At 73.7% G+C, this 20223-nt stretch carries 18 protein-coding genes; 9 read left to right on the top strand and 9 right to left on the bottom strand.

What is annotated here, in order from left to right; genetic code table 11:
* Window positions 1–3: 3 nt before the first annotated feature.
* Genes purN through BLU55_RS08295 form a run of 4 tightly spaced genes read left to right on the top strand, consistent with a single transcriptional unit; the run spans window position 4 to window position 3373 of the window.
* Complete coding sequence (purN, locus tag BLU55_RS08310; RefSeq protein ID WP_091728329.1) at window positions 4–618, top strand: phosphoribosylglycinamide formyltransferase; 615 nt, start codon at window positions 4–6, stop codon at window positions 616–618.
* A complete protein-coding gene (purH, locus tag BLU55_RS08305) occupies window positions 615–2186 on the top strand; it encodes a bifunctional phosphoribosylaminoimidazolecarboxamide formyltransferase/IMP cyclohydrolase (protein ID WP_091728327.1) in 1572 nt (523 codons plus the stop codon). Before purN ends, purH begins: the two co-directional genes overlap by 4 nt.
* A gap of 13 nt (window positions 2187–2199) precedes the next feature.
* Complete coding sequence (locus BLU55_RS08300) at window positions 2200–3054, top strand: bifunctional methylenetetrahydrofolate dehydrogenase/methenyltetrahydrofolate cyclohydrolase (RefSeq protein WP_091728325.1); 855 nt, start codon at window positions 2200–2202, stop codon at window positions 3052–3054.
* A 19-nt stretch (window positions 3055–3073) separates the two neighbouring features.
* Complete coding sequence (locus tag BLU55_RS08295; RefSeq protein ID WP_157682791.1) at window positions 3074–3373, top strand: DUF3017 domain-containing protein; 300 nt, start codon at window positions 3074–3076, stop codon at window positions 3371–3373.
* Here BLU55_RS08295 and BLU55_RS08290 read toward each other — a convergent pair.
* The 6 genes from BLU55_RS08290 to BLU55_RS08265 form a co-directional block, all read right to left on the bottom strand.
* Entirely contained in the window at window positions 3286–4341 is a 1056-nt protein-coding gene (locus BLU55_RS08290) for a nucleoside hydrolase (protein WP_091728322.1), read from the bottom strand. The genes BLU55_RS08295 and BLU55_RS08290 overlap by 88 nt on opposite strands.
* 127 nt (window positions 4342–4468) lie before the next feature.
* A complete protein-coding gene (locus tag BLU55_RS08285; protein WP_091728320.1) occupies window positions 4469–5452 on the bottom strand; it encodes a malate dehydrogenase in 984 nt (327 codons plus the stop codon).
* Between the two features lie 100 nt (window positions 5453–5552).
* The gene (locus BLU55_RS08280; protein WP_091728319.1) at window positions 5553–6410 is read right to left on the bottom strand and encodes a carbohydrate ABC transporter permease; all 858 of its coding nucleotides are present in this window, start codon (window positions 6408–6410) and stop codon (window positions 5553–5555) included.
* On the bottom strand, window positions 6407–7525 hold the full coding sequence (locus BLU55_RS08275; protein WP_091728317.1) for a carbohydrate ABC transporter permease: 1119 nt from the start codon (window positions 7523–7525) through the stop codon (window positions 6407–6409). Before BLU55_RS08275 ends, BLU55_RS08280 begins: the two co-directional genes overlap by 4 nt.
* A 4-nt stretch (window positions 7526–7529) precedes the next feature.
* Window positions 7530–8780 (bottom strand): sugar ABC transporter substrate-binding protein, encoded by a 1251-nt coding sequence (locus tag BLU55_RS08270; protein WP_091728314.1) that lies wholly within the window; start codon window positions 8778–8780, stop codon window positions 7530–7532.
* A 29-nt stretch (window positions 8781–8809) separates the two neighbouring features.
* The gene (locus BLU55_RS08265; protein WP_197681130.1) at window positions 8810–9871 is read right to left on the bottom strand and encodes a LacI family DNA-binding transcriptional regulator; all 1062 of its coding nucleotides are present in this window, start codon (window positions 9869–9871) and stop codon (window positions 8810–8812) included.
* An 89-nt stretch (window positions 9872–9960) separates the two neighbouring features.
* On the opposite strand from BLU55_RS08265, the gene BLU55_RS08260 reads away from it, so the two are divergent.
* From BLU55_RS08260 to BLU55_RS08240, 4 genes are all read left to right on the top strand, one after another.
* Window positions 9961–12030, top strand: a complete 2070-nt coding sequence (locus BLU55_RS08260; RefSeq protein WP_157682790.1) for a glycogen debranching N-terminal domain-containing protein — start codon at window positions 9961–9963, stop codon at window positions 12028–12030.
* Window positions 12031–12044: 14 nt separating this feature from the next.
* Window positions 12045–12695, top strand: coding sequence for a DUF1707 SHOCT-like domain-containing protein (locus BLU55_RS08255; RefSeq protein ID WP_091728306.1), 651 nt, complete (start codon window positions 12045–12047; stop codon window positions 12693–12695).
* A gap of 44 nt (window positions 12696–12739) precedes the next feature.
* A complete protein-coding gene (locus tag BLU55_RS08250) occupies window positions 12740–14959 on the top strand; it encodes an NADP-dependent isocitrate dehydrogenase (RefSeq protein ID WP_091728302.1) in 2220 nt (739 codons plus the stop codon).
* 146 nt (window positions 14960–15105) lie between these two features.
* Window positions 15106–16356, top strand: coding sequence for an MFS transporter (locus BLU55_RS08240; RefSeq protein WP_091733625.1), 1251 nt, complete (start codon window positions 15106–15108; stop codon window positions 16354–16356).
* 15 nt (window positions 16357–16371) lie between these two features.
* Here the strand turns inward: BLU55_RS08240 and BLU55_RS08235 are convergent, their stop codons facing one another.
* Complete coding sequence (locus tag BLU55_RS08235; RefSeq protein WP_091728297.1) at window positions 16372–17523, bottom strand: GNAT family N-acetyltransferase; 1152 nt, start codon at window positions 17521–17523, stop codon at window positions 16372–16374.
* Complete coding sequence (gene trpS / locus BLU55_RS08230) at window positions 17520–18671, bottom strand: tryptophan--tRNA ligase (RefSeq protein ID WP_407938414.1); 1152 nt, start codon at window positions 18669–18671, stop codon at window positions 17520–17522. Before trpS ends, BLU55_RS08235 begins: the two co-directional genes overlap by 4 nt.
* On the opposite strand from trpS, the gene BLU55_RS08225 reads away from it, so the two are divergent.
* Window positions 18661–19212, top strand: a complete 552-nt coding sequence (locus BLU55_RS08225; protein ID WP_091728292.1) for a 2'-5' RNA ligase family protein — start codon at window positions 18661–18663, stop codon at window positions 19210–19212. The two genes, trpS and BLU55_RS08225, sit on opposite strands and share 11 nt — an antisense overlap.
* Here the strand turns inward: BLU55_RS08225 and BLU55_RS08220 are convergent.
* Entirely contained in the window at window positions 19169–20221 is a 1053-nt protein-coding gene (locus BLU55_RS08220) for a CAP domain-containing protein (protein ID WP_091728289.1), read from the bottom strand. The genes BLU55_RS08225 and BLU55_RS08220 overlap by 44 nt on opposite strands.
* Between the last annotated feature and the right edge of the window lie 2 nt (window positions 20222–20223).

Here is a 20223-nt window from a genome sequence, read left to right as displayed (position 1 = left end):
CCGGTGCCTGCTGCCCGTCGTCTCGTCGTGCTCGTCTCCGGCGGCGGCACCAACCTCCAGGCCCTGCTCGACGCGACCGCCGACCCGGCGTACGGCGCCACCGTGGTCGCCGTCGGCGCCGACCGCGACGGCACCGAGGGCCTGGCCCGCGCCGAGCGCGCCGGCGTCGCGACCTTCGTGCACCGCCTCGCCGACCGGCCCTCGCGCGCCGACTGGGACGCCTCGCTGGCCGACCTCGTGGCCGAGCACCAGCCGGACCTCGTGGTGCTCGCCGGCTTCATGAAGCTCGTCGGCCCGGCCTTCCTCGAGCGCTTCGCCGGCCGGGTGGTCAACACCCACCCGGCGCTGTGCCCGTCGTTCCCCGGCACGACCGGCCCCGCCGACGCGCTGGCCTACGGCGTCAAGGTCACCGGCGCGACGTTGTTCGTCGTCGACGCCGGGGTCGACACCGGGCCCATCGTCGCCCAGACGGTGGTGCCCGTGGAGGACGACGACGACGTCGCCTCGCTCCACGAGCGGATCAAGGTCGCCGAGCGCCGGATGCTCGTCGACAGCGTGGGCCGCCTGGCCCGCCAGGGCTTCACCATCACCGACAGGAAGGTGCGGATCGGCGCATGACCGAGAGCACGCAGCAGGACCGGATCGCCCTCCGACGGGCGCTCGTCTCCGTCTACGACAAGTCCGGGCTGGAGGAGCTGGTCCGCGGCCTGCACGACGCCGGCGTCGAGCTGGTCTCCACGGGCGGGTCGGCGCGGCTGATCGGCGAGCTGGGCCTCCCGGTGACCCGGGTGGAGGACCTGACGGGCTTCCCCGAGTGCCTCGACGGCCGCGTCAAGACGCTGCACCCCAAGGTGCACGCCGGCATCCTGGCCGACCGCCGGCTGCCGAGCCACGTCGCGCAGCTCGAGGACCTCGGCGTCGAGCCGTTCGACCTCGTGGTCTCCAACCTCTACCCCTTCACCGACACGGTCGCCTCCGGGGCCTCGCAGGACGAGTGCGTGGAGCAGATCGACATCGGCGGCCCCTCGATGGTGCGCGCCGCCGCGAAGAACCACCCCTCGGTGGCGATCGTGACCTCGCCCGAGCGCTACGCCGACGTGCTGGCCGCGCTGGGCGAGGGCGGGTTCACCTACGAACAGCGCAAGCGGCTGGCCGCCGAGGCGTTCGTGCACACCGCGTCGTACGACGTGGCCGTCGCGAGCTGGATGGGCAGCGTGCTGACCGACACCTCCGACGGCGCCGGCTTCCCGGCCTGGGTCGGAGGCACCTGGGAGCGCGACGCGGTGCTGCGCTACGGCGAGAACCCCCACCAGTCGGCCGCGCTCTACCGCAACGACCTGACGCCGGGGCTGGCACAGGCCGAGCAGCTGCACGGCAAGGAGATGTCCTACAACAACTACGTCGACGCCGACGCGGCCCGCCGCGCGGCCCACGACTTCGACGAGCCGGCCGTGGCGATCATCAAGCACGCCAACCCGTGCGGCATCGCCGTGGGAGCCGACGTCGCCGAGGCCCACCGCCGGGCCCACGAGTGCGACCCGGTCTCGGCCTTCGGCGGCGTCATCGCCACCAACCGGCCGGTCTCGGTCGAGATGGCCCGCCAGGTGGCCGAGGTCTTCACCGAGGTCGTCGTGGCCCCGGCGTACGACGAGGGCGCGGTCGAGGTCCTCCAGGGCAAGAAGAACGTCCGCCTGCTCGTCGCCGAGCCGCTGGAGCGCGGCGGCGTCGAGATGCGCCCGATCTCCGGGGGCCTGCTGGTGCAGGAGCGCGACGGCGTCGACGCGGACGGCGACGACCCGGACTCGTGGACCCTCGCGACCGGCGAGGCCGCCTCGCCCGAGGTGCTCGCCGACCTCGCCTTCGCGTGGAAGGCCTGCCGCGCGGCCAAGTCCAACGCCATCCTGCTGGCCAAGGACGGCGCCTCGGTCGGCATCGGCATGGGCCAGGTCAACCGCGTCGACTCGTGCCGGCTGGCCGTCGACCGGGCGGGGGAGCGGGCCCGGGGCTCGGTCGCCGCCTCCGACGCGTTCTTCCCCTTCGAGGACGGCCCGCAGATCCTGCTCGACGCCGGGGTGGCCGCGATCGTGCAGCCCGGCGGCTCGGTCCGCGACGAGCTGACGATCAAGGCGGCCGAGGCTGCCGGCGTGACGATGTACTTCACCGGCACCCGCCACTTCGCCCACTGAGAGGATGCCGCACGTGAGCGCAACCAAGCTGGACGGGTCGGCGACGGCCAAGGCGATCAAGGCCGAGCTGGCCGAGCGGGTCACGGCCCTGCGCGAGCGCGGGGTCACCCCCGGGCTCGGCACCGTGCTGGTCGGCGACGACCCGGGGTCGACGTGGTACGTCAACGGCAAGCACAAGGACTGCGCCGAGGTCGGCATCGCCTCCATCCGCGAGGACCTCCCGGCCACGGCGACCCAGGACGAGGTGCTGGCCGCCGTCCGCCGGCTCAACGACGACCCGGCCTGCACGGCGTACATCGTCCAGCTGCCGCTGCCCCGTGGCATCGACGAGAACCTCGTGCTCGGCGAGATCGACCCGGCCAAGGACGCCGACGGCCTGCACCCGACCAACCTCGGCTGGCTGGTGCTGGGCAAGGAGGCGCCGCTGCCGTGCACGCCGTTCGGCATCGTGGAGCTGCTGCGCCGCCACGGCGTCGAGCTCGCTGGTGCCGAGGTCGTCGTGGTCGGTCGCGGCGTCACCGTGGGCCGCCCGCTCGGCCTGCTGCTGACGCGCCGCTCCGAGAACGCCACCGTGACGCTGTGCCACACCGGCACCCGCGACCTCGCGGCCCACACCCGCACGGCCGACGTGGTCGTCGCCGCGGCGGGCGTGCCCGGCATCATCACCGCCGACATGGTCAAGCCCGGCGCGGCCGTCCTCGACGTGGGGGTCTCGCGGGTGGACGGCAAGATCGCGGGCGACGTGGCCGACGACGTCTGGGAGGTCGCGGGCTTCGTCTCGCCCAACCCCGGCGGCGTGGGTCCGATGACCCGGGCGATGCTGCTGTCCAACGTGGTCGCCAACGCGGAGGGCCGGCTCTCCTCGTGACGGCGACCGTGGGCGGGGCGTGAGCGTGGAGCGCGAGCCCCGTCGGGTGCCCTCCACCCTGGGCGGGCTGGTCTACCTCGTCGTCGTCGGCGTCTCCGCCGTCGGCATGCTGCTGGTGGCCTTCGGGCCCTGGCGCCGGGGCGTCAGCCTGATCGGCTTCGCGCTGCTCGCCGCCGCCGCCATGCGGGCGGTGCTGAGCGAGCACGAGGCGGGGATGCTGCGGGTGCGCCGCTACCGCTGGATCGACGTCGGGATGCTCGCCGGCGTGGGCGTCGCGCTGGTCGTGCTCTCCAGCGTCATCCCCGACCAGCCGGGCTGAAGCGTCTCCAACCACAGCCGGGTGTAGCGCGCACCGTCGACGGCCAGCGCCACCCCGACCCGCGCCGGCGCCTCGCCGTGCGGGTCGTGGGCCAGGTTGCCCGCCCAGTCGCGCCGGTCGACGATGGTGCGCCCGCGCGACCAGGTTCCGGCCAGCTCCACGCGCATCGGCAGCGGCCGCACAGCCAGCGCCCCGGGGTCGATGACCGCGCACACGGCGCCGGCGTCGCCGATGGTGGCCGAGCCGGTGCCGAAGCGGTCGCACTGGAAGGTGATCAGCTCGCCGGCCAGCCGCGCGGGGCCGTCCTGGGCGAGCAGCTCGGCGGCCTGCTCGCGGGTGACCTGCGGCCCGTAGAACACGTCGAGGCCGTACATCACCAGCTCGATGCCGAGCTCGGTCGCGGCGTCCAGGACGACGGCCGCGGCCTCCGGGTCGTGGAAGACGTTGAACTCCGCCGACGCGGTGGCGTTGCCGACCTCGGCCGCGCCGCCCATGAACACGATCCGCTCCAGGCCGCGCGCCACCTGCGGGTGCGTGCGCAGCAGCAGCGCGATGTTGGTCAGCGGGGCCAGCGGCACCAGCGTGACGGGCTCGCCCGCCTCCGCCGCCTCGAGCAGCACGTCGCGCAGCAGCTCGACGGCGTGCCGGGGGTCGGGGGAGCGGGTGGAGGTGGGCCGGTCGAGGTCGCCCATGCCGTCGTCGCCGTGCACGTGGCGGGCGTCGACCGGCGTCTCGAGCAGCGGCCGCGCCGCCCCCGCGGCCACCGGCACGTCCTCGCGCCCGCACACGTCGAGCACGGTCAGGGTGTTGCGCACCACGTCGGCGAGCGGGGCGTTGCCGCCCACGCACGTGACGGCCCGCAGCTCGAGGTCCGGGTGGAGCGAGGCCAGCAGCAGCGCGCACGCGTCGTCCACGCCCGTGTCGACGTCGAGGACGACCGGCGTGCGGCGGCGTACGGGGTCGGTCATCGGGGCCTCCTGCGGCGTCGGCGGTTTCCCAAGGGCCCCTGGGAAACCGTTACTCCCCGGGCGGAATTGCGCCCGGGGAGTGACAGGTTCCCAGGGGCCCCTGGGAAACCGGTGGTGTCGGTGAGCCTCAGATGAGGCCGAGCTTCGCGACGGCGTCGCGCTCCTCGGCGAGCTCCGCGACCGAGGCGTCGATGCGGGCGCGGGAGAAGTCGTCGATCTCCAGGCCCTGGACGATCTCCCAGTCGCCGTCACGGGTGGTGACGGGGAAGGAGGAGATGAGGCCCTCGGGGACGCCGTAGGAGCCGTCGGAGACGACCGCCATCGAGACCCAGTCGTCGTCGGCCGAGCCGTGCAGCCAGTCGCGGGCGGCGTCGATGGTGGCGGAGGCGGCCGAGGCGGCCGAGGAGGAACCGCGGGCGTCGATGATCGCGGCGCCGCGCTTGGCGACGGTCGGGATGAAGGTGTTCTCCAGCCAGTCCTGGTCGCCGACGGTCTCGGCGGCGTTGCGGCCGGCGACCTGGGCGTGGAACAGGTCGGGGTACTGGGTGGCCGAGTGGTTGCCCCAGATCGTCATGTGGGTGATGTCGGTGACGGGCGCGCCGGTCTTGGCCGCCAGCTGGGAGATGGCGCGGTTGTGGTCGAGGCGGGTCAGCGCCGAGAACCGGGACTGCGGGACGTCGGGGGCGTTGGTCATGGCGATCAGCGCGTTGGTGTTGGCCGGGTTGCCGGTCACGCCGATGCGGACGTCGTCGGCGGCGACGGCGTTGAGGGCCTTGCCCTGGGCGGTGAAGATCGCGCCGTTGGCCTCGAGCAGGTCGCCGCGCTCCATGCCGGGGCCGCGGGGGCGGGCGCCGACGAGCAGGGCGAGGTTGACGCCGTCGAAGACCTTCTCGGCCTCGTGGCCGATCTCGATGCCGGCCAGGTTGGGGAACGCGCAGTCGTCGAGCTCCATGACGACGCCCTCGAGGGTCTTCAGGGCGGGCTCGATCTCGAGCAGCCGCAGCTCGATCGGGCGGTCGCCGAGCGCGCCGCTCGCGAGTCGGAAGAGCAGGCTGTAGCCGATCTGGCCGGCGGCACCGGTGACGGCGACCTTGAGCGGGGTGGTGCTCACGAGGGACTCCTTGCGTACGACGACATGGCAGACCCGACCGACGCTAGCAGCGCGGACCCGCCCCGGGGCAGTCGGGTGAGACGCCCCGGGACGGGCTCGGCTACTCCTTGACCGCCCCGGTGGTGGTGTTGACGATCCGCTTCTGGAACACGAAGAACACGACCGCGACGGGCACCGTCATGAGCGCGGCGGCCGCGAGCTTGACGGGGTACTGCGTGCCCTGGCTGAGCGCTCCGGACGCGAGCTGCGCGACGCCCTTGGTGAGGGTGTAGAGCGAGGGGTCCTGGCTGGCCACGATGAAGTGGTTGAGCTCGTTCCACGACGCCTGGAACGACAGGATCACGATCGTCATCAGCGCGGGCCGTGCCATCGGGAGCACGACCGACCAGAAGATCCGGAAGGTGCCGGCCCCGTCGACGCGGGCCGCCTCCTCGACGCTGGCGGGGATCGACTCGAAGAAGCCCTTCATGATGAACACGGCGGACGCGTCGGCCAGCAGCGGGATGATGAGGCCGGCGTACGAGTCGTAGATCGCGAGCTGGTTGATGACGAGGAACTTCGGGATCAGCAGCACCACGTTGGGCACGGCCATCACGGCCACCAGCACCGCGAACGACAGCGCCCGCCCCCGGAAGGGCACCCGCGCCAGCGCGTAGCCCGCCATCGAGCAGAACAGCACCCGCCCGAGCGTGACGCACAGCGTGACGACGACCGAGTTGGCGAACCACAGCGGCAGGTCGGAGTTGAGGAACAGCGTCCGGTAGGCCTCGGTGGTCACCGTCGCGGGCACCAGCGAGAGCGGGTTGGCCGCCGCGTCGTCCTCGGTCTTGAACGACGTCGCGACCTGGATGAGGAACGGCATCACGTAGACGACCGCGAGCACCACCAGCACGGCGTACGTCGCGACCGTCGCCGCCGAGACGCGGGACCGCCGGGAGGTGGGGGTGGCGGTGCTCATGCGGAGCCTCCTGAGGTGCTGTCCTGGCGGGCGGTGACCGAGGCCCGGATCTCGTCCGCCCGGGCGCGCGCGGCCTTCGAGCCGCGCTCCTCCGAGAGCGCCCACCGCTGCACGAGCGTGAGCACCACGATGATGGCGAACAGGATGAAGGCGATCGCCGCGCCCTGGCCCCACTGCTGGTTGACGAACGCCGACTGGAAGGAGAGGTACGCCGGGGTGAGGGTCGTCTTCGCCGGCCCGCCCTGGGTGCCGGTGTAGATCTGGTCGAACACCTGCCAGGTGCCGATCAGCCCGAGCGTGAGCACGGTGAACAGCGTGGGACGCAGCATCGGCAGCGTGATGTGGCGGAAGCGCTGCCAGCCGTTGGCGCCGTCGATGAGACCGGCCTCCTCGATCTCCTCGCCGATGTTGTTCAGCGCCGCGATGAACAGCAGCATGAACGTGCCCGAGGTGGTGAACACCGCCATCAGCACGAAGGCGCTCATCGCCACCGAGGGGCCGGCCAGCCAGTCCCACCAGGTGATCCCCAGCAGGCCGTGGTCGGCCAGGGCACCGGGCGCGGTGTCGACGCCGACGGTCCCGAGCAGCAGGTGCAGCACGCCGCGGGGGTCCTGGAACCACGCCGGACCGTTGAGGCCGAACCAGCCGAGCACCTGGTTGACCACGCCGCTGGTGCTGAACAGGAACAGCCACAGCACCGTGATGGCCACCGAGCTGGTCACCGAGGGGAAGTAGAACGCGGTGCGGAAGAAGCCGCGGCCGCGGAGCACCCGGCGGCTGACGAAGACCGCCAGCAGCAGGGCCAGCGCGGTCTGCAGCGGCACCACGAGCACGACGTAGAACAGGTTGTTGCGCAGGGACGTGCCGAAGTCGCGCTCGGCCAGGCCGCCGCCCGCGAGGATCTCGCGGTAGTTGGCCAGGCCCACGAAGCCGACGTCGGAGCCGAAGGGACTGCCGTTGCCGCGCCAGTCCGACACGGAGACCCAGGCCGCCATCAGGACCGGGGCGACGAGGAAGAGCCCCAGGACCACCACGACGGGGGTCATCAGCACCCAGCCGTCGCGCGACTGGTGGCCCCGCAGCGCAGAGCTGCGGGGCGCTCGGTCACCAGGCATGCGCCTACTGGCCGATCGTGGCCTGGAGCGACTGCTGGACCGAGGCGAGGATCTGCTTCGGGTCCGTGCTGTCGAGCGTCTCCAGCTGGGAGTTGAAGTCGGTGATCACGTCGGCCGCCCCCACGGTGGACGGCGGGTTCTGGGCGTAGTCGGCGCCGTCGATGAAGGGCGCCACCTCCGGGGAGTCGCTCTTGTACTGCTGCGCGGCCGACTCGACCGAGGGGATCACGCCGAAGGCCTTCGCGAAGCCGGCCTGGTCCTCGGCGGAGGTGAGCTTCTCCACCAGGGAGACGGCATCGGACTTCTCGCTGCTCGAGTCGGCGATGCCCCAGCAGTTGGTGAAGGCCAGGGTGCCCTTGCCGGCGGGGCCGGCCGGCAGCTCGGCGACCGTGTAGTCGACGTCGGGGTAGTCGTTCTGCATCGCGCCGATGAGCCAGTTGCCCTCGATGGTCATGGCCGAGAGGCCCTTGCCGAAGGCCTCGCCGCCCCAGCCCGCGCCGAGCTTGGAGGAGTACTGCGCGGAGCCGTCGTCCAGCAGCTGCTGGACGTAGGTGAGGGCCTCGTCGTTCTGCGAGGTGTCGACGGTGGCCTCGGTCTGGTCCTCGTTGGTCATCGCGCCGCCGGCCTGCGGGAAGAAGGCGCCCACCCGCTGGTACTCCGGGCTGAAGCTCAGGCCGGGCTGCTTGCCGCGGGTCAGCTTCTTCGACACGGCCGCGAGCTCGTCCCAGGTGGTGGGGACGTCGGCGTCGGTGAGCCCGGCCTGCTTCCACTTCGCGTCGTTGATCCACAGCGCCAGCGTCGAGAAGTCCTTGGGGGCGCAGTAGAACTGGTCGTCGACCGTGAAGGCCTGGCGCAGGTTGGGGTAGAACTCGTCGGCGTTCGGGAGGTCGTCGCCGTAGGCGTAGAGCGACCCGTTGTCGACGTAGCCGCCGAGCTGGTCGGTGCTCATGTAGAACACGTCGGGCGGGTTGTTCGACGCGAAGCCCTGGCTCAGCTGCTGGTTGAGGTCGGAGGCCACGGTGACCTCGGCGTCGGTGCCGCTCTGCTCCGACCAGTCGGCCACGGCCTTCTTGACCGCGGCGGTCTCGGCGTCGCCCGACGAGCCGATGAGGATGCTCAGCTTGCCGTCGCCGCCCCCGGAGCCGCTGCCGGAGCCGCTGTCCTCGAAGCCGGAGCCGCCGCCGCAGGCGGTGAGGGTGAGCAGCCCGGCGCAGGCGACGAGGCCGAGGCGCAGGCGGGAGGTCGAGACGGACATGGGGATCTCCTTGGGTGGGGGTGAGGGGGTCACCGGGACAGGCTGGAGTCGCGGACGACCAGGCGGGGCGGGAGCAGGGTCTGCGCGGGGGAGGCGGCCGTCGCGGCCACGCCGCTGAGCTCGGCGTCGAGGATCCGCACCAGCTCGGCCGCCACGTCGGCGAGCGGCTGGTCGATGCTGGTGAGGCCGGGGGTGGTGAGGGCGGCCGAGGGCGAGTTGTCGAAGCCGGTGACCGCGACGTCCGGGCCGGCCCGCAGCCCGCGCTCGGACAGGGTGCGGAGCACGCCCAGGGCCAGCGTGTCCGAGACGCAGACCAGCGCGGTCGGGACCGGTCCGCCGCGGGGGGCGTCGAGCAGCCGGTGGGCGACGTCGCGCCCGGCGTCGAACTCGTCGACGACGTGGGCCCGCACGCGGGCGGGCAGCCCGAGGGCCGTGCAGGCCTCCTGCCACCCCCGGAGCCGGTCGCGGCCGAGCTCGGAGTCCTCGGGCCAGCCGACGAACCCGATCTCGGTGTGGCCCTGGGTGGCGAGGTGCTCGACCGCGGCGCGGATGCCGGCGGCGCCGTCGACGTCGACCCACGAGAAGGCCCCGGGGCCGTCGGGGTCGGCGTCCCACGAGCGGCCGAAGGAGGCGAAGGTGACGCCCTGCTCGCGCAGCCACGCCATCCGGGCGTCGTCGCGGTGCGCGCCGGTCAGCACGAACGCGTCGACGGCCGTGGTCTGCCGCAGCTCCTGGTAGGCGGCCAGCTCGGCGCTGTCGCCGGCGGCGTGGCACAGGATCAGGTGGTAGCCCAGGCTGGAGGCCGACTCGGCCAGCGCGTGCAGGAACTGGTCGAGCAGCAGCGCCGCGCGGTCCTGCCGGGAGCGCTCGACGCGGACGCCCACCAGCCGCGAGGTCTGGCTGCGCAGCGTGCGCGCCGAGCGGTTGGGCCGGTAGCCGAGCTCCTCGATGGCGTCCCGCACCCGCGCCAGCGTCTCGGGGGAGAGCCGCGCCGGGTGGTTGAGCGCGTTGGAGACCGTCATCGCCGACACCTCGGCACGCCGGGCGACGTCGTCGAGCGTCGCGGCGCCGTGACGGCTGGGGCCTCGCACTGCGGGTCTCCTCGGCATCGGTCGGGACGGGTCGAACCAGGACGTGGGGGTTGCGGCCGGGGGTGTTTTTAGCGCTAAAATCCGGCGGTGTGACCGAAGTTACGCAGCCAGTCCTCGATGCGTCAACCCCCGGATCCGCTCCGCGGGAGCTGCAGCCGCTGCTCCACGACCTCGCCACGGCCGTCGCCGCGCCGGGCCTCGTGCTGAGCGACGCCGACGGCCAGGTGCGGCCGCGCGGGGGCGGGGTGGCGGGCTGGTACGTCGACGACGTCCGCCTGGTCCGCCGCCTCGAGGTCGGGGTCGAGCACTCCCCGCTGGAGCTGGTGCGCGCCGACGCGTCGGGCACCTCGCGCCACGAGTTCGCCTACGTCGCCCGCGGCCTGGGGGACCACCAGCCCGACCCGACGGTGCTCCTGGAGCGGGTCCGCACCCTGGCCCCGGACGGCGTCGAGGAGCGGCTGCGGGTGAGCAGCTCCGCCCGCGAGGCCGTCGACGTGGTGCTCCACCTCGACGTCGAGTCCGACCTGGCGCCGATGCACGCCGTCAAGCAGGGCGAGGCGCTGCCGGCACGGGCGCCCGTGCGCGACGACGCCGCCGGCGAGCTGGTCTGGGAGGGCCGCGGCCGCGAGCTGCGGCTCGCCCTGGCCGACGTCGACGACGTGGCCCTCGACGACGCCACCGCCCGCCTGAGCTGGCGCCGTCGGCTCGGCCCGGGCGCGTCGGTGGAGGTCGGGGTGCGGCTGCGCAGCGTCGGCACGCCTCGCTTCGGGCCCGGCGGGCCGGTCGGGTGGGCCGAGCGGGTGGCGGTCCAGGCGCCCGACCCCCGGCTGGGGCGGCTGCTGACCCGCAGCCTGCTCGACCTCGAGGGCCTGCTGCTGCGCGACGGCGCCGACGGCTCGCCCGGCGACCGGTTCCTGGCGGCGGGCAGCCCGTGGTTCCTCACGCTCTTCGGGCGCGACTCGCTGTGGGCGGCGCGGCTGCTGCTGCCGGTCGACACCGACCTGGCCCTCTCGACGCTGCGGGTGCTGGCCGCGCGTCAGGGCGAGCGCGACGACCCGGCCACCGAGGAGCAGCCCGGCAAGATCCTCCACGAGGTGCGCGACCCGGACCTGGACCACCAGCTGCCACCCCTCTACTACGGCACGGTCGACGCGACGCCGCTGTTCGTCTGCCTGCTCGCCGACGCGGCCCGCTGGGGCGCCGACCCCGAGCAGGTCCGGGCGCTGCTGCCGGCGGCCCGGCGCTGCCTGGAGTGGGTGCTCGAGCAGTCCCGCGAGACCGGGTGGCTGCGCTACGTCGACACCTCGGGCACCGGCCTGTCCAACCAGGGGTGGAAGGACAGCTTCGACTCGGTCCAGCACGCCGACGGCCGCCTGGCCGAGGCGCCGATCGCGCTGTGCGAGGTCCAGGCCTACGCCCACGAGGCGGCCGTCGCCGGGTCGGCCCTCCTCGCGGCGCACGGCGAGCCGCCCGTGCCGGGCCTGCTGGAGTGGGCCTCCGACCTGCGGGCCCGCTTCGCGCGCGACTTCTGGGTCGAGACCCCCGAGGGCGGCCACGTCGCGATCGCGCTGGACCGCGACGGCGCCCGGGTCGACTCGGTCACCTCCAACCTGGGCCACCTGCTGGGCACCGGGATCCTCGACGGGGCGCGCTCGCGCCGCGTGGCCGAGGTCCTGGTCGGCGAGCTGCGCTCGGGCTTCGGCGTGCACACCCTGACCCCGCGCTCGCCGCGGTTCTCGCGCCTGAGCTACCACGGCGGGTCCGTGTGGCCCCACGACACGGCCATCGCCGTGCGGGGCCTGGCGGCCGAGGGCCACCACGACGCGGCCGCGCTGCTGGCGGCCGACCTGGTGCGGGCCGCCGAGGGCTTCGGCCAGCGCTTCCCCGAGCTGTACGCCGGCGACGCGGCCGACGCGGTGACCTCGCCCGCGGCCTACCCCGCCGCGTGCCGGCCGCAGGCCTGGTCCGCCGCCGGGGCCGTCGCGGCGCTGGTGGCGGCGACCGGGGTCGACGTCGACCCCGACGGGACCCGGTCGGTCCCCGAGCGGGTCGGGACCGCGCTGGGACCGTTCGCGCTGCGAGGGTTGCGGGCCGGCGGGCGGCCGCTCGACGTCACCGTCGACGCCGCCGGCGGCACCACCGTGGGGGACGCCTCGTGACCTAGGGTTGGTGCATGGAGCCCGTCGACCCGCGCGCGATGCGGATCTCGGACGCCGACCGCCACCGGGTGGCCGACCTGCTGCGCGACGCGGCGGGGGAGGGCCGGCTCGACCTCGAGGAGCTCGAGCACCGGCTGGAGGCGACGTACGCCGCGAAGACCTACGGCGACCTGGTCCCGATCACCGTCGACCTGCCGGGCCACCGCGACGACACCCCGCCCTCGCGCCAGCCCGCCCCGCGGCGTGCCGGCTCGGTGCCGGCCCGCGGTCCGGTGCCGGCGCACCCGAGCTCGTTCGCGCTGATGAGCGAGACCCGCCGCAGCGGGCCGTGGGCGCTCGGCGACCAGCACACGGCGGTGGCCGTGATGGGCAGCGTGGTGCTCGACCTGCGCGAGGCCGACCTCGCCGCCGAGGTCACGATCTACGCCACCGCCGTCATGGGCAGCGTCGAGATCGTCGTGGACGCCCGCACCGCCGTGGTGCTCGAGGGCGTCCCGATCATGGGCGGCTTCGACGAGCGCCGCTCCCGGGTGGTGCCCGAGATCGGCCCCGACTCCCCGGTGGTGCGGATCAAGGGGTTCGCGCTGATGGGCAGCGTCGACGTCAAGCGCAAGGGCCCGCCCGGCGAGCTGAAGCGGCGGCTGCTGGGGCCCTCCGAGGGCTGAGCGGTCCCTGACGGCCCGGACCGGCCTCGCGATAAGTTGGCCCGGTGACCGACTCCAAGATCATCTACACCCAGACCGACGAGGCGCCCGCCCTGGCGACGTACTCCTTCCTCCCGATCATCGAGGCGTACGCCGCGAAGGCCGGTGTGGACGTCGAGACGCGTGACATCTCGCTGGCGGGCCGGATCATCGCCGTCTTCGCCGACCGCCTGCCCGAGGACCAGCGCGTCGACGACGCCCTCGCCGAGCTGGGCGCCCTGGCCAAGACGCCCGAGGCCAACATCATCAAGCTGCCCAACATCAGCGCCTCGGTCCCGCAGCTCAAGGCCGCGGTCGCCGAGCTGCAGGAGCAGGGCGTGGCACTGCCGGACTACCCGGACAACCCGCAGACCGACGACGAGCGCGACGCCCGCGCCCGCTACGACAAGGTCAAGGGCAGCGCGGTCAACCCGGTGCTGCGCGAGGGCAACTCCGACCGCCGCGCGCCCGAGTCGGTCAAGAGCTACGCCCGCAAGAACCCCCACTCGATGGGGGCGTGGACCCCCTCCTCGAAGACCGACGTCGCCACGATGGACGCCGACGACTTCCGCCACAACGAGCAGTCGGTCGTCATCGCCGACGCGGGCACGCTGCGGGTCGAGCTGGTCACCGACGCCGGCACCCAGGTCCTCAAGGAGTCGATCCCGGTCGAGGCCGGCGAGGTCGTGGACGCGACCTTCATGAGCACCAGCGCGCTGCAGGACTTCCTGCGGGCCCAGATCGCCCGCGCCAAGGCCGACGACGTGCTGTTCTCGATCCACCTCAAGGCCACGATGATGAAGGTCTCCGACCCCATCCTGTTCGGCCACGCGGTCCAGGCCTTCTTCCCGAGCCTGTTCGCCGACAACGCCGAGGCCCTGCTCGAGCACGGCCTCGACCCCAAGAACGGCCTCGGCGGCATCGTCTCGGGCGCCGAGAAGGTCGGCGGCGACGTCGCCGCCCGGGTCAAGGCCTCGGTCGAGAAGGACCTCGCCGACGGGCCCGCGATCGCGATGGTCGACTCCGACAAGGGGATCACCAACCTGCACGTGCCGAGCGACGTCATCGTCGACGCCAGCATGCCGGCCATGATCCGCACCTCGGGCCACATGTGGGGCCCCGACGGCGCGGAGGCCGACACGCTCGCGGTGATCCCCGACTCGTCGTACGCCGGGATCTACCAGGTCGTCATCGACGACTGCCGGGCCCACGGCGCCTACGACCCCTCCACCATGGGCTCGGTGCCCAACGTCGGGCTGATGGCCCGCGCGGCCGAGGAGTACGGCTCCCACGACAAGACCTTCGAGATCGCCGAGGCCGGCACCGTCCGCCTCGTCGACCAGGACGACCAGGTCCTCACCGAGCACCACGTCCAGGCCGGCGACGTGTGGCGTGCCTGCCAGACCAAGGACGTGCCGATCCAGGACTGGGTCAAGCTCGCCGTCACCCGCGCCCGCGCCACCGGCGACCCGGCGATCTTCTGGCTCGACGAGACCCGCGCCCACGACCGCAACCTGATCGCGAAGGTGGAGCAGTACCTCCCCGAGCACGACACCGACGGCCTCGACCTCACGATCCAGTCGCCCGTCGAGGCGATCCAGGTCTCCGTCGACCGGATCCGCAGGGGCGAGAACACCATCTCGGTCACCGGCAACGTGCTCCGCGACTACCTGACCGACCTGTTCCCGATCCTCGAGCTCGGCACCTCGGCCAAGATGCTCTCGGTGGTCCCGCTCATCAACGGCGGCGGCCTGTTCGAGACCGGCGCCGGCGGCTCGGCCCCCAAGCACGTGCAGCAGCTGGTGAAGGAGAACTACCTGCGCTGGGACAGCCTGGGCGAGTTCCTGGCGCTCTCGGAGAGCTTCAGCCACCTGGCCACCACCGGCGACAACCTGCGCGCCCGGCTGCTGGGGGAGACCCTCGACCGGGCGACCGGGCGGCTGCTCGAGGAGAACCGCTCCCCGCAGCGCCGGCTCGGCACCATCGACAACCGCGGCAGCCACTTCTACGTCGCGCTGTTCTGGGCCGAGGAGCTCAGCGTCCAGACCGAGGACGAGGCGCTGGCCGCCGACTTCGCGGAGCTGGCCAAGCGGCTGCGCTCGGAGGAGGAGACCATCACCGGCGAGCTGCTCGCGGTGCAGGGCTCTCCCGCCGACATCGGCGGCTACTTCCGCCCCGACCCGGAGAAGGCGGCCCGCGTGATGCGCCCCTCCGAGACGTTCAACGCCTCGCTCGCGTCGCTCTGAGACACCTCCGCCGGCCCCTCCGGGGGCCGGCGGGCCGCCGGGCCGGGACCTCCGTCGTCCGCCCGCTCCCGGGCCCGGGTGACGAAGACCACCACCCGGTCCGCCCGGATCGGGAACACGAGGCCGGCCTCGTCGTTGTGCACGGGGTGACCACCACGATCGACGACCCCCGCCTGGCCACCGACGCGACGGACGCCGTCGACGGAGGTGTCGCCGCGCGACGGCGCACGGCCGGGCTGGCGCTGCTCGCGCTGGCGACGGGCGCGTTCGCGATCGGCACCACGGAGTTCGTCTCGATGGGCCTGCTGCCGCAGCTGGCGGCCGGTGTCGGCGTCGACATCCCGACGGCCGGGCACGTGATCTCGGCGTACGCCGTGGGCGTGGTCGTGGGCGCCCCGGTGCTGGCCGTGCTCGGTGCCCGCCTGCCCCGCCGCGGCCTGCTGCTGTCGCTGATGGGCGTGATCCTGGTCGGCAACCTGCTGACCGCGCTGGCGCCCGGCTACGGCACCCTCATGGGCGCCCGCTTCGTCGCCGGCCTGCCCCACGGCGCCTTCTTCGGCGTCGCCGCGCTGGTGGCCGCCGACCTGGTCTCGCCCAAGCGGCGCGCCCAGGCCGTGAGCCTGGTGATGACCGGCCTGACCGTGGCCACGCTCCTCGGCGTGCCCGCCGCCACCTGGCTGGGCCAGGGGCTCGGCTGGCGCGCGGCGTACGGCCTGGTGGTGGGGCTGGTGCTGCTCACCCTGGTGATGCTGGCGCTGTTCGTGCCGCGGCTGCCCGCCGACCGCGGCGCCAGCGGCCGCACCGAGCTGCGTGCCCTCAAGGAGCCCCAGGTGCTGCTGACGGCCCTGGCCGGCGCCATCGGCTTCGGCGGCATGTTCTCGATCTACACCTACATCGCCCCCACCGTGACCGAGGTGGCCGGCCAGGGCGAGGGCTTCGTGCCCTTCTACCTGCTGGCCTTCGGGCTGGGCTCGGTGTCGGGCACCCTCGTGGGCGGCCGGCTCGCCGACTGGTCGATCCTGCGCTCCACCGTCCTGGGGGCGGCCGCCATGGGCGTGCTGCTGGCGACGTACGCCGTCACCTCGCAGTGGCTCGTGGCCGGCATGCTGACCGTCTTCCTCATCTCGGTCTCCGGCGGCGTGTTCACCATCGGGCTGCAGATGCGCCTGATCCAGGTCGCCGGTCGCGCCCGCACCCTCGGTGCGGCGCTCAACCACTCGGCGCTCAACGCCGCCAACGCGCTCGGCGCGTGGCTCGGTGGCGTGGTCGTGGCGGCGGGCCTGGGCTACCCGGCGACGGCGTGGCTCGGCGTCGGCCTCTCGGTCCTCGGCCTGGTCGTGCTCGGCATCTCGGTCGCGCTGCAGCGTCGCACCTCGCTGGCCGCCGCCGCGGCCTGAGGGTCGGGGACGCGCCTAGCGGGGTGCGTCGTCGGCCCGCGGGTCGACCCAGTCGTCGCCCAGGACGTCGTGCAGGGTGCCGTCGCTCCAGGTGCCGTCGCCCAGCAGCACCTCCTGGCGGGTCCGGCCGGTCTCGGTGAGGCCGGCGCCCGCCAGGACGCCGCGCGAGGCCGTGTTGGCCGCGGCGGCGAAGGCGTGCACCCGGCGCAGGCCCAGACCGCCGTCGTCCCACGGGACCAGGGCGTGGCGCACGACGAGCCGGACCGCCTCGGTGGTCAGGCCGCGGCCACGGGAGTCGGGGTGGGCCCAGAAGCCCAGCTCGGCCTGGCGGCGGTGGTGCACGCGGTGGAGCTGCACCAGCCCGAGGTGGGTGTCGTGCTGCGGGTCGGCGACGGTCCACGCCAGCGCCTCGCCCCGCGCCGCCCACTCGCGGCGCTCGTCGACCAGGTCGGGCCAGCGCTCGACGGTGTGGGGTGCCCGCTCGCGCGGTCCCTCGCTGAAGTGGCGCATCTGCTCGTCCTGGAGGCACTCGAGCATCCGGGGCAGGTCGGCCTCGGCCAGCGGGCGCAGCACCACGCGCTCGCCGTGCAGCACCGGCACGTCGTACCAGGGGTGGCGCGGCGCGAGCGGCTCGCCGCGGCGCAGGGTGCCGGCCCAGGCGGGCAGCAGCCGGCCGCGCTGGTGCACCACGGCGGCGTCGCGGCCCACGTCGAAGCCCAGGCGCCAGGCGAGGCGGCGCGAGGCCCAGTTGCCGCGGCCGGCGACCCACTGCACGACCTCCACGCCCTGCTCGGCGAAACCCCACTCGAGCAGCAGCCGCGCCGCCCGCTCGGTCAGGCCGCGCCGGCGGGCCCACGGGCTGGTGCCGTAGCCGATCTCGACCAAGCCGTCGCCCCGGTCGACGAGGTCGAGGCTGCCGGCGAAGCGCTCGGCGCCGGTCTCGTCGGCCGCGGTCATCGCGAACCCCCAGGCGCGCCCGGACTCCCAGCCGCTGGGGACCAGGTGGTGGACGAAGGTCTCGGCGTCCTCCTCGGTGTAGGGCACCGGCACGGTCGTCCACCGCTGGGTCTCGGGGTCCTGGCACTGCTCCAGGACGCCCGGCACGTCGTCCCCCCGGTGACCCCGCAGGGTCACGACGCCGTCGCTCAGCGTGGGGACGAGGTTCACGGGTAGGTCATGCCCATCGCCGAGCGCACCTCGGCCAGCGTGGCCTCGGCGATCTCGTTGGCCCGCTCGTTGCCGGTGCGGAGCACCCCGTCGACGAAGCCGGGGTCGGCCGCCAGCTCGGCCCGGCGCTCGCGCAGCGGGGCGAAGTAGGTGTTGACCGCCTCGGTCACCCGCTTCTTCAGGCCGCCGCCGCCGCCGTCGCCGATCTCCTCGGCGATCAGGACCGGGTCGGTGCCCTCGCACAGCGAGGCCAGGGTGAGCAGGTTGGCGACCTCGGGGCGCTGCTCGGGGTCGAAGGTGATGTGGCGGTCGCTGTCGGTCTTGGCGCCCTTGATCCGCTTGGCGGTCTCGTCGGCGCTCATCCGCAGCTCGACGGTGTTGCCCTTGGACTTGCTCATCTTGGTGCCATCGGTGCCCAGCACGTGGGTGGCCTCGGAGAGCAGCGCCCCCGGCTCGGGGAACGTCGCGCCGTAGCGCTCGTTGAAGCGGCGCGCGACGACCCGGGTCTGCTCGATGTGGGGCAGCTGGTCCTTGCCCACGGGCACCACGGTCGCCTTGCAGAACAGGATGTCGGCCGCCTGGTGGACCGGGTAGGTGAGCATCAGCCCGCTGATCGAGGTGATGCCGGCCGTGGCGGCCTCGTCCTTGACGGTGGGGTTGCGCTGCAGCTCGGCCACGCTGACCAGGCTGAGGAACGGCAGCAGCAGCTGGTTGAGGGCCGGCACCGCGGAGTGGGTGAAGATCGTGCTGCGCTCGGGGTCGAGGCCGGAGGCGAGGTTGTCGAGCAGCAGGTGGTGCACGTTGCCGCGGATGTCGCCGGCGACCTCGCGGTCGGTGATCACCTGGTAGTCGGCGATCAGCTGCAGGATCTCGACGCCGGCCTCCTGGAGGCGCAGCCGGTTGCGGATCGAGCCGAAGTAGTGGCCGATGTGCAGCGCCCCGGTGGGACGGTCGCCGGTGAGCATCCGCAGCTCGTGCGGGTGGGTGGCGATGCGTGCCTCGATCGCGGCGCTGCGCTCGAGCGCGGCGCTGAAGGAGTCGTTCATGGGGGTCCTCCCGGAGGGTCGCCCAATCCTACGAACGCCACGGGTCGGAGGGGTCCGCGGCCCCGGCCCCGGGGTCGTTACCCTTCTGGGCGTGCCGACCATCGGAGTCTCCGTCGCCGTCCCCGAGCCCTGGGGCGGGGAGCTGCAGCGCTACCGCATCGCGCTCGGCGACGAGGCGGCGCGCGGGATCCCGACCCACATCACCCTGCTCCCGCCGTACGACGTGGACGAGGCCGGCGTGACGGCGCTGGTCGACCACCTCGGCGCGGTCGCCGCGCGGTCGGAGTGCTTCTCGGTCCACCTGCGCGGCACCGGCAGCTTCCGCCCGGTCTCCCCGGTGGTCTTCGTCGGGGTCGTCGAGGGGATCAGCCAGTGCGAGCAGCTGGCGGGCGACGTCCTCGACGGACCGCTCGCGCTCGACCGCGACTTCCCCTACCACCCGCACGTCACCGTGGCCCACCACCTCGCGGACGAGGAGCTCGACCGGGCCTTCGCCGACCTCGCCCACTACGAGGCGGCCTTCGAGGTCAGCGAGATGTGGATGTACCGGCAGGACCCGCAGCTGGGGTGGCAGCCCTCGCAGGCCTTCCCGCTGGGGCTCAGGGCGCCGGCTGCGTCGCCGGGGCAGGCGCCTGGGGCGTGAACATCGTGGTGGTCCACGAGGTGCTGTAGCGCTTGGAGGTCCCCGCGCGTCGGATCCCGGTCACGCTGACCTTGAAGGTGCCGCTCGTGGCCAGGCTGGCCGGCACCTGGAACACCAGGGTGGGTCGGGCGTAGCCGTTGACGACGCGCTGCTTGACCGCCTTGATGGCGGTGCCGTCGCGGGTCACCCGGACGCTGGCGTAGCGCAGGTCCATCGAGGCGCCGGCCGAGAGCGACCACCGGCCGTCGGGCTCCATGGTGCTGGGGAACCAGCCCTTGGTGGGCCAGGGCACCCAGCTCGGGTTGGGGCGGCTGGTGCTCTTGGCGCCGATGACGGTCAGGGCGTGGGCGGTGTCGGTGGCGCCGGAGCCCATCGTGACCGCGAAGGGGTTCATCACCCAGCGGCGGTGCCCGACCACGTAGTTGGCGGCTCCGGGCTCGCTCATGTAGAGGTCGACCGCCTGGCCCGCGGTCAGGCCCGAGGGGTCGAGGGCGAGGTTGGACTTCCCGGCCGAGCTGCGGCCCACCGAGGAGTAGCAGCGCCAGGAGCTGGGCGGTGCGTGGCTCAGGGCCTTGTTGGCCGACATGATCAGCGCCGCGCTCTGGGCCGTCGCGTCCAGCTTGGGGTCGAAGGAGACCGGGGCGAGCCCGCCGAGCGAGCGGACGAAGTTGATGGCGCCGAGCGTGGCGGTGCGGGACTCGGCCGAGGGGGCGCCGGCACGGCAGCCCGACAGGTCACCGCCCCAGCCGGTGCGCAGCGTCTGCGCCGGAGCCCACGACTTCCAGTAGGCGTCGTTGACGGCTGCCTGGTCGGAGGTGCGGATCGCGCCCGACCAGGCGGCCCGGGGGACCGCCCCGGTCGCGGTGGGGGCACTCGTGGCCAGCACCTGGGCCTGGGACCCGCTCGGGGCGGGCGCGGCCTGGGCCAGGGTCGAGGCCGGCACCGCACCGCCCGCGAGCAGCAGCGTCGTGCCGAGGGCGACGGCACGTGCGAAGGTCTTGAGCTCCATGG

It is taken from the genome of Nocardioides scoriae (assembly GCF_900104965.1).
Classification (GTDB): domain Bacteria; phylum Actinomycetota; class Actinomycetes; order Propionibacteriales; family Nocardioidaceae; genus Marmoricola; species Marmoricola scoriae.
This window is presented reverse-complemented; position numbering and strand designations above follow the sequence as displayed.

Excerpts from the sequence above, each read along its gene's own strand:
- purH (WP_091728327.1), top strand. The coding sequence starts at position 615 with ATGACCGAGAGCACGCAGCAGGACCGGATCGCCCTCCGACGGGCGCTC.
- BLU55_RS08290 (WP_091728322.1), bottom strand. The coding sequence starts at position 4,341 with ATGACCGACCCCGTACGCCGCCGCACGCCGGTCGTCCTCGACGTCGAC.
- BLU55_RS08280 (WP_091728319.1), bottom strand. The coding sequence starts at position 6,410 with ATGAGCACCGCCACCCCCACCTCCCGGCGGTCCCGCGTCTCGGCGGCG.
- BLU55_RS08275 (WP_091728317.1), bottom strand. The coding sequence starts at position 7,525 with ATGCCTGGTGACCGAGCGCCCCGCAGCTCTGCGCTGCGGGGCCACCAG.
- BLU55_RS08270 (WP_091728314.1), bottom strand. The coding sequence starts at position 8,780 with ATGTCCGTCTCGACCTCCCGCCTGCGCCTCGGCCTCGTCGCCTGCGCC.
- BLU55_RS08255 (WP_091728306.1), top strand. The coding sequence starts at position 12,045 with ATGGAGCCCGTCGACCCGCGCGCGATGCGGATCTCGGACGCCGACCGC.
- trpS (WP_407938414.1), bottom strand. The coding sequence starts at position 18,671 with ATGGTCGGCACGCCCAGAAGGGTAACGACCCCGGGGCCGGGGCCGCGG.
- BLU55_RS08220 (WP_091728289.1), bottom strand. The coding sequence starts at position 20,221 with ATGGAGCTCAAGACCTTCGCACGTGCCGTCGCCCTCGGCACGACGCTG.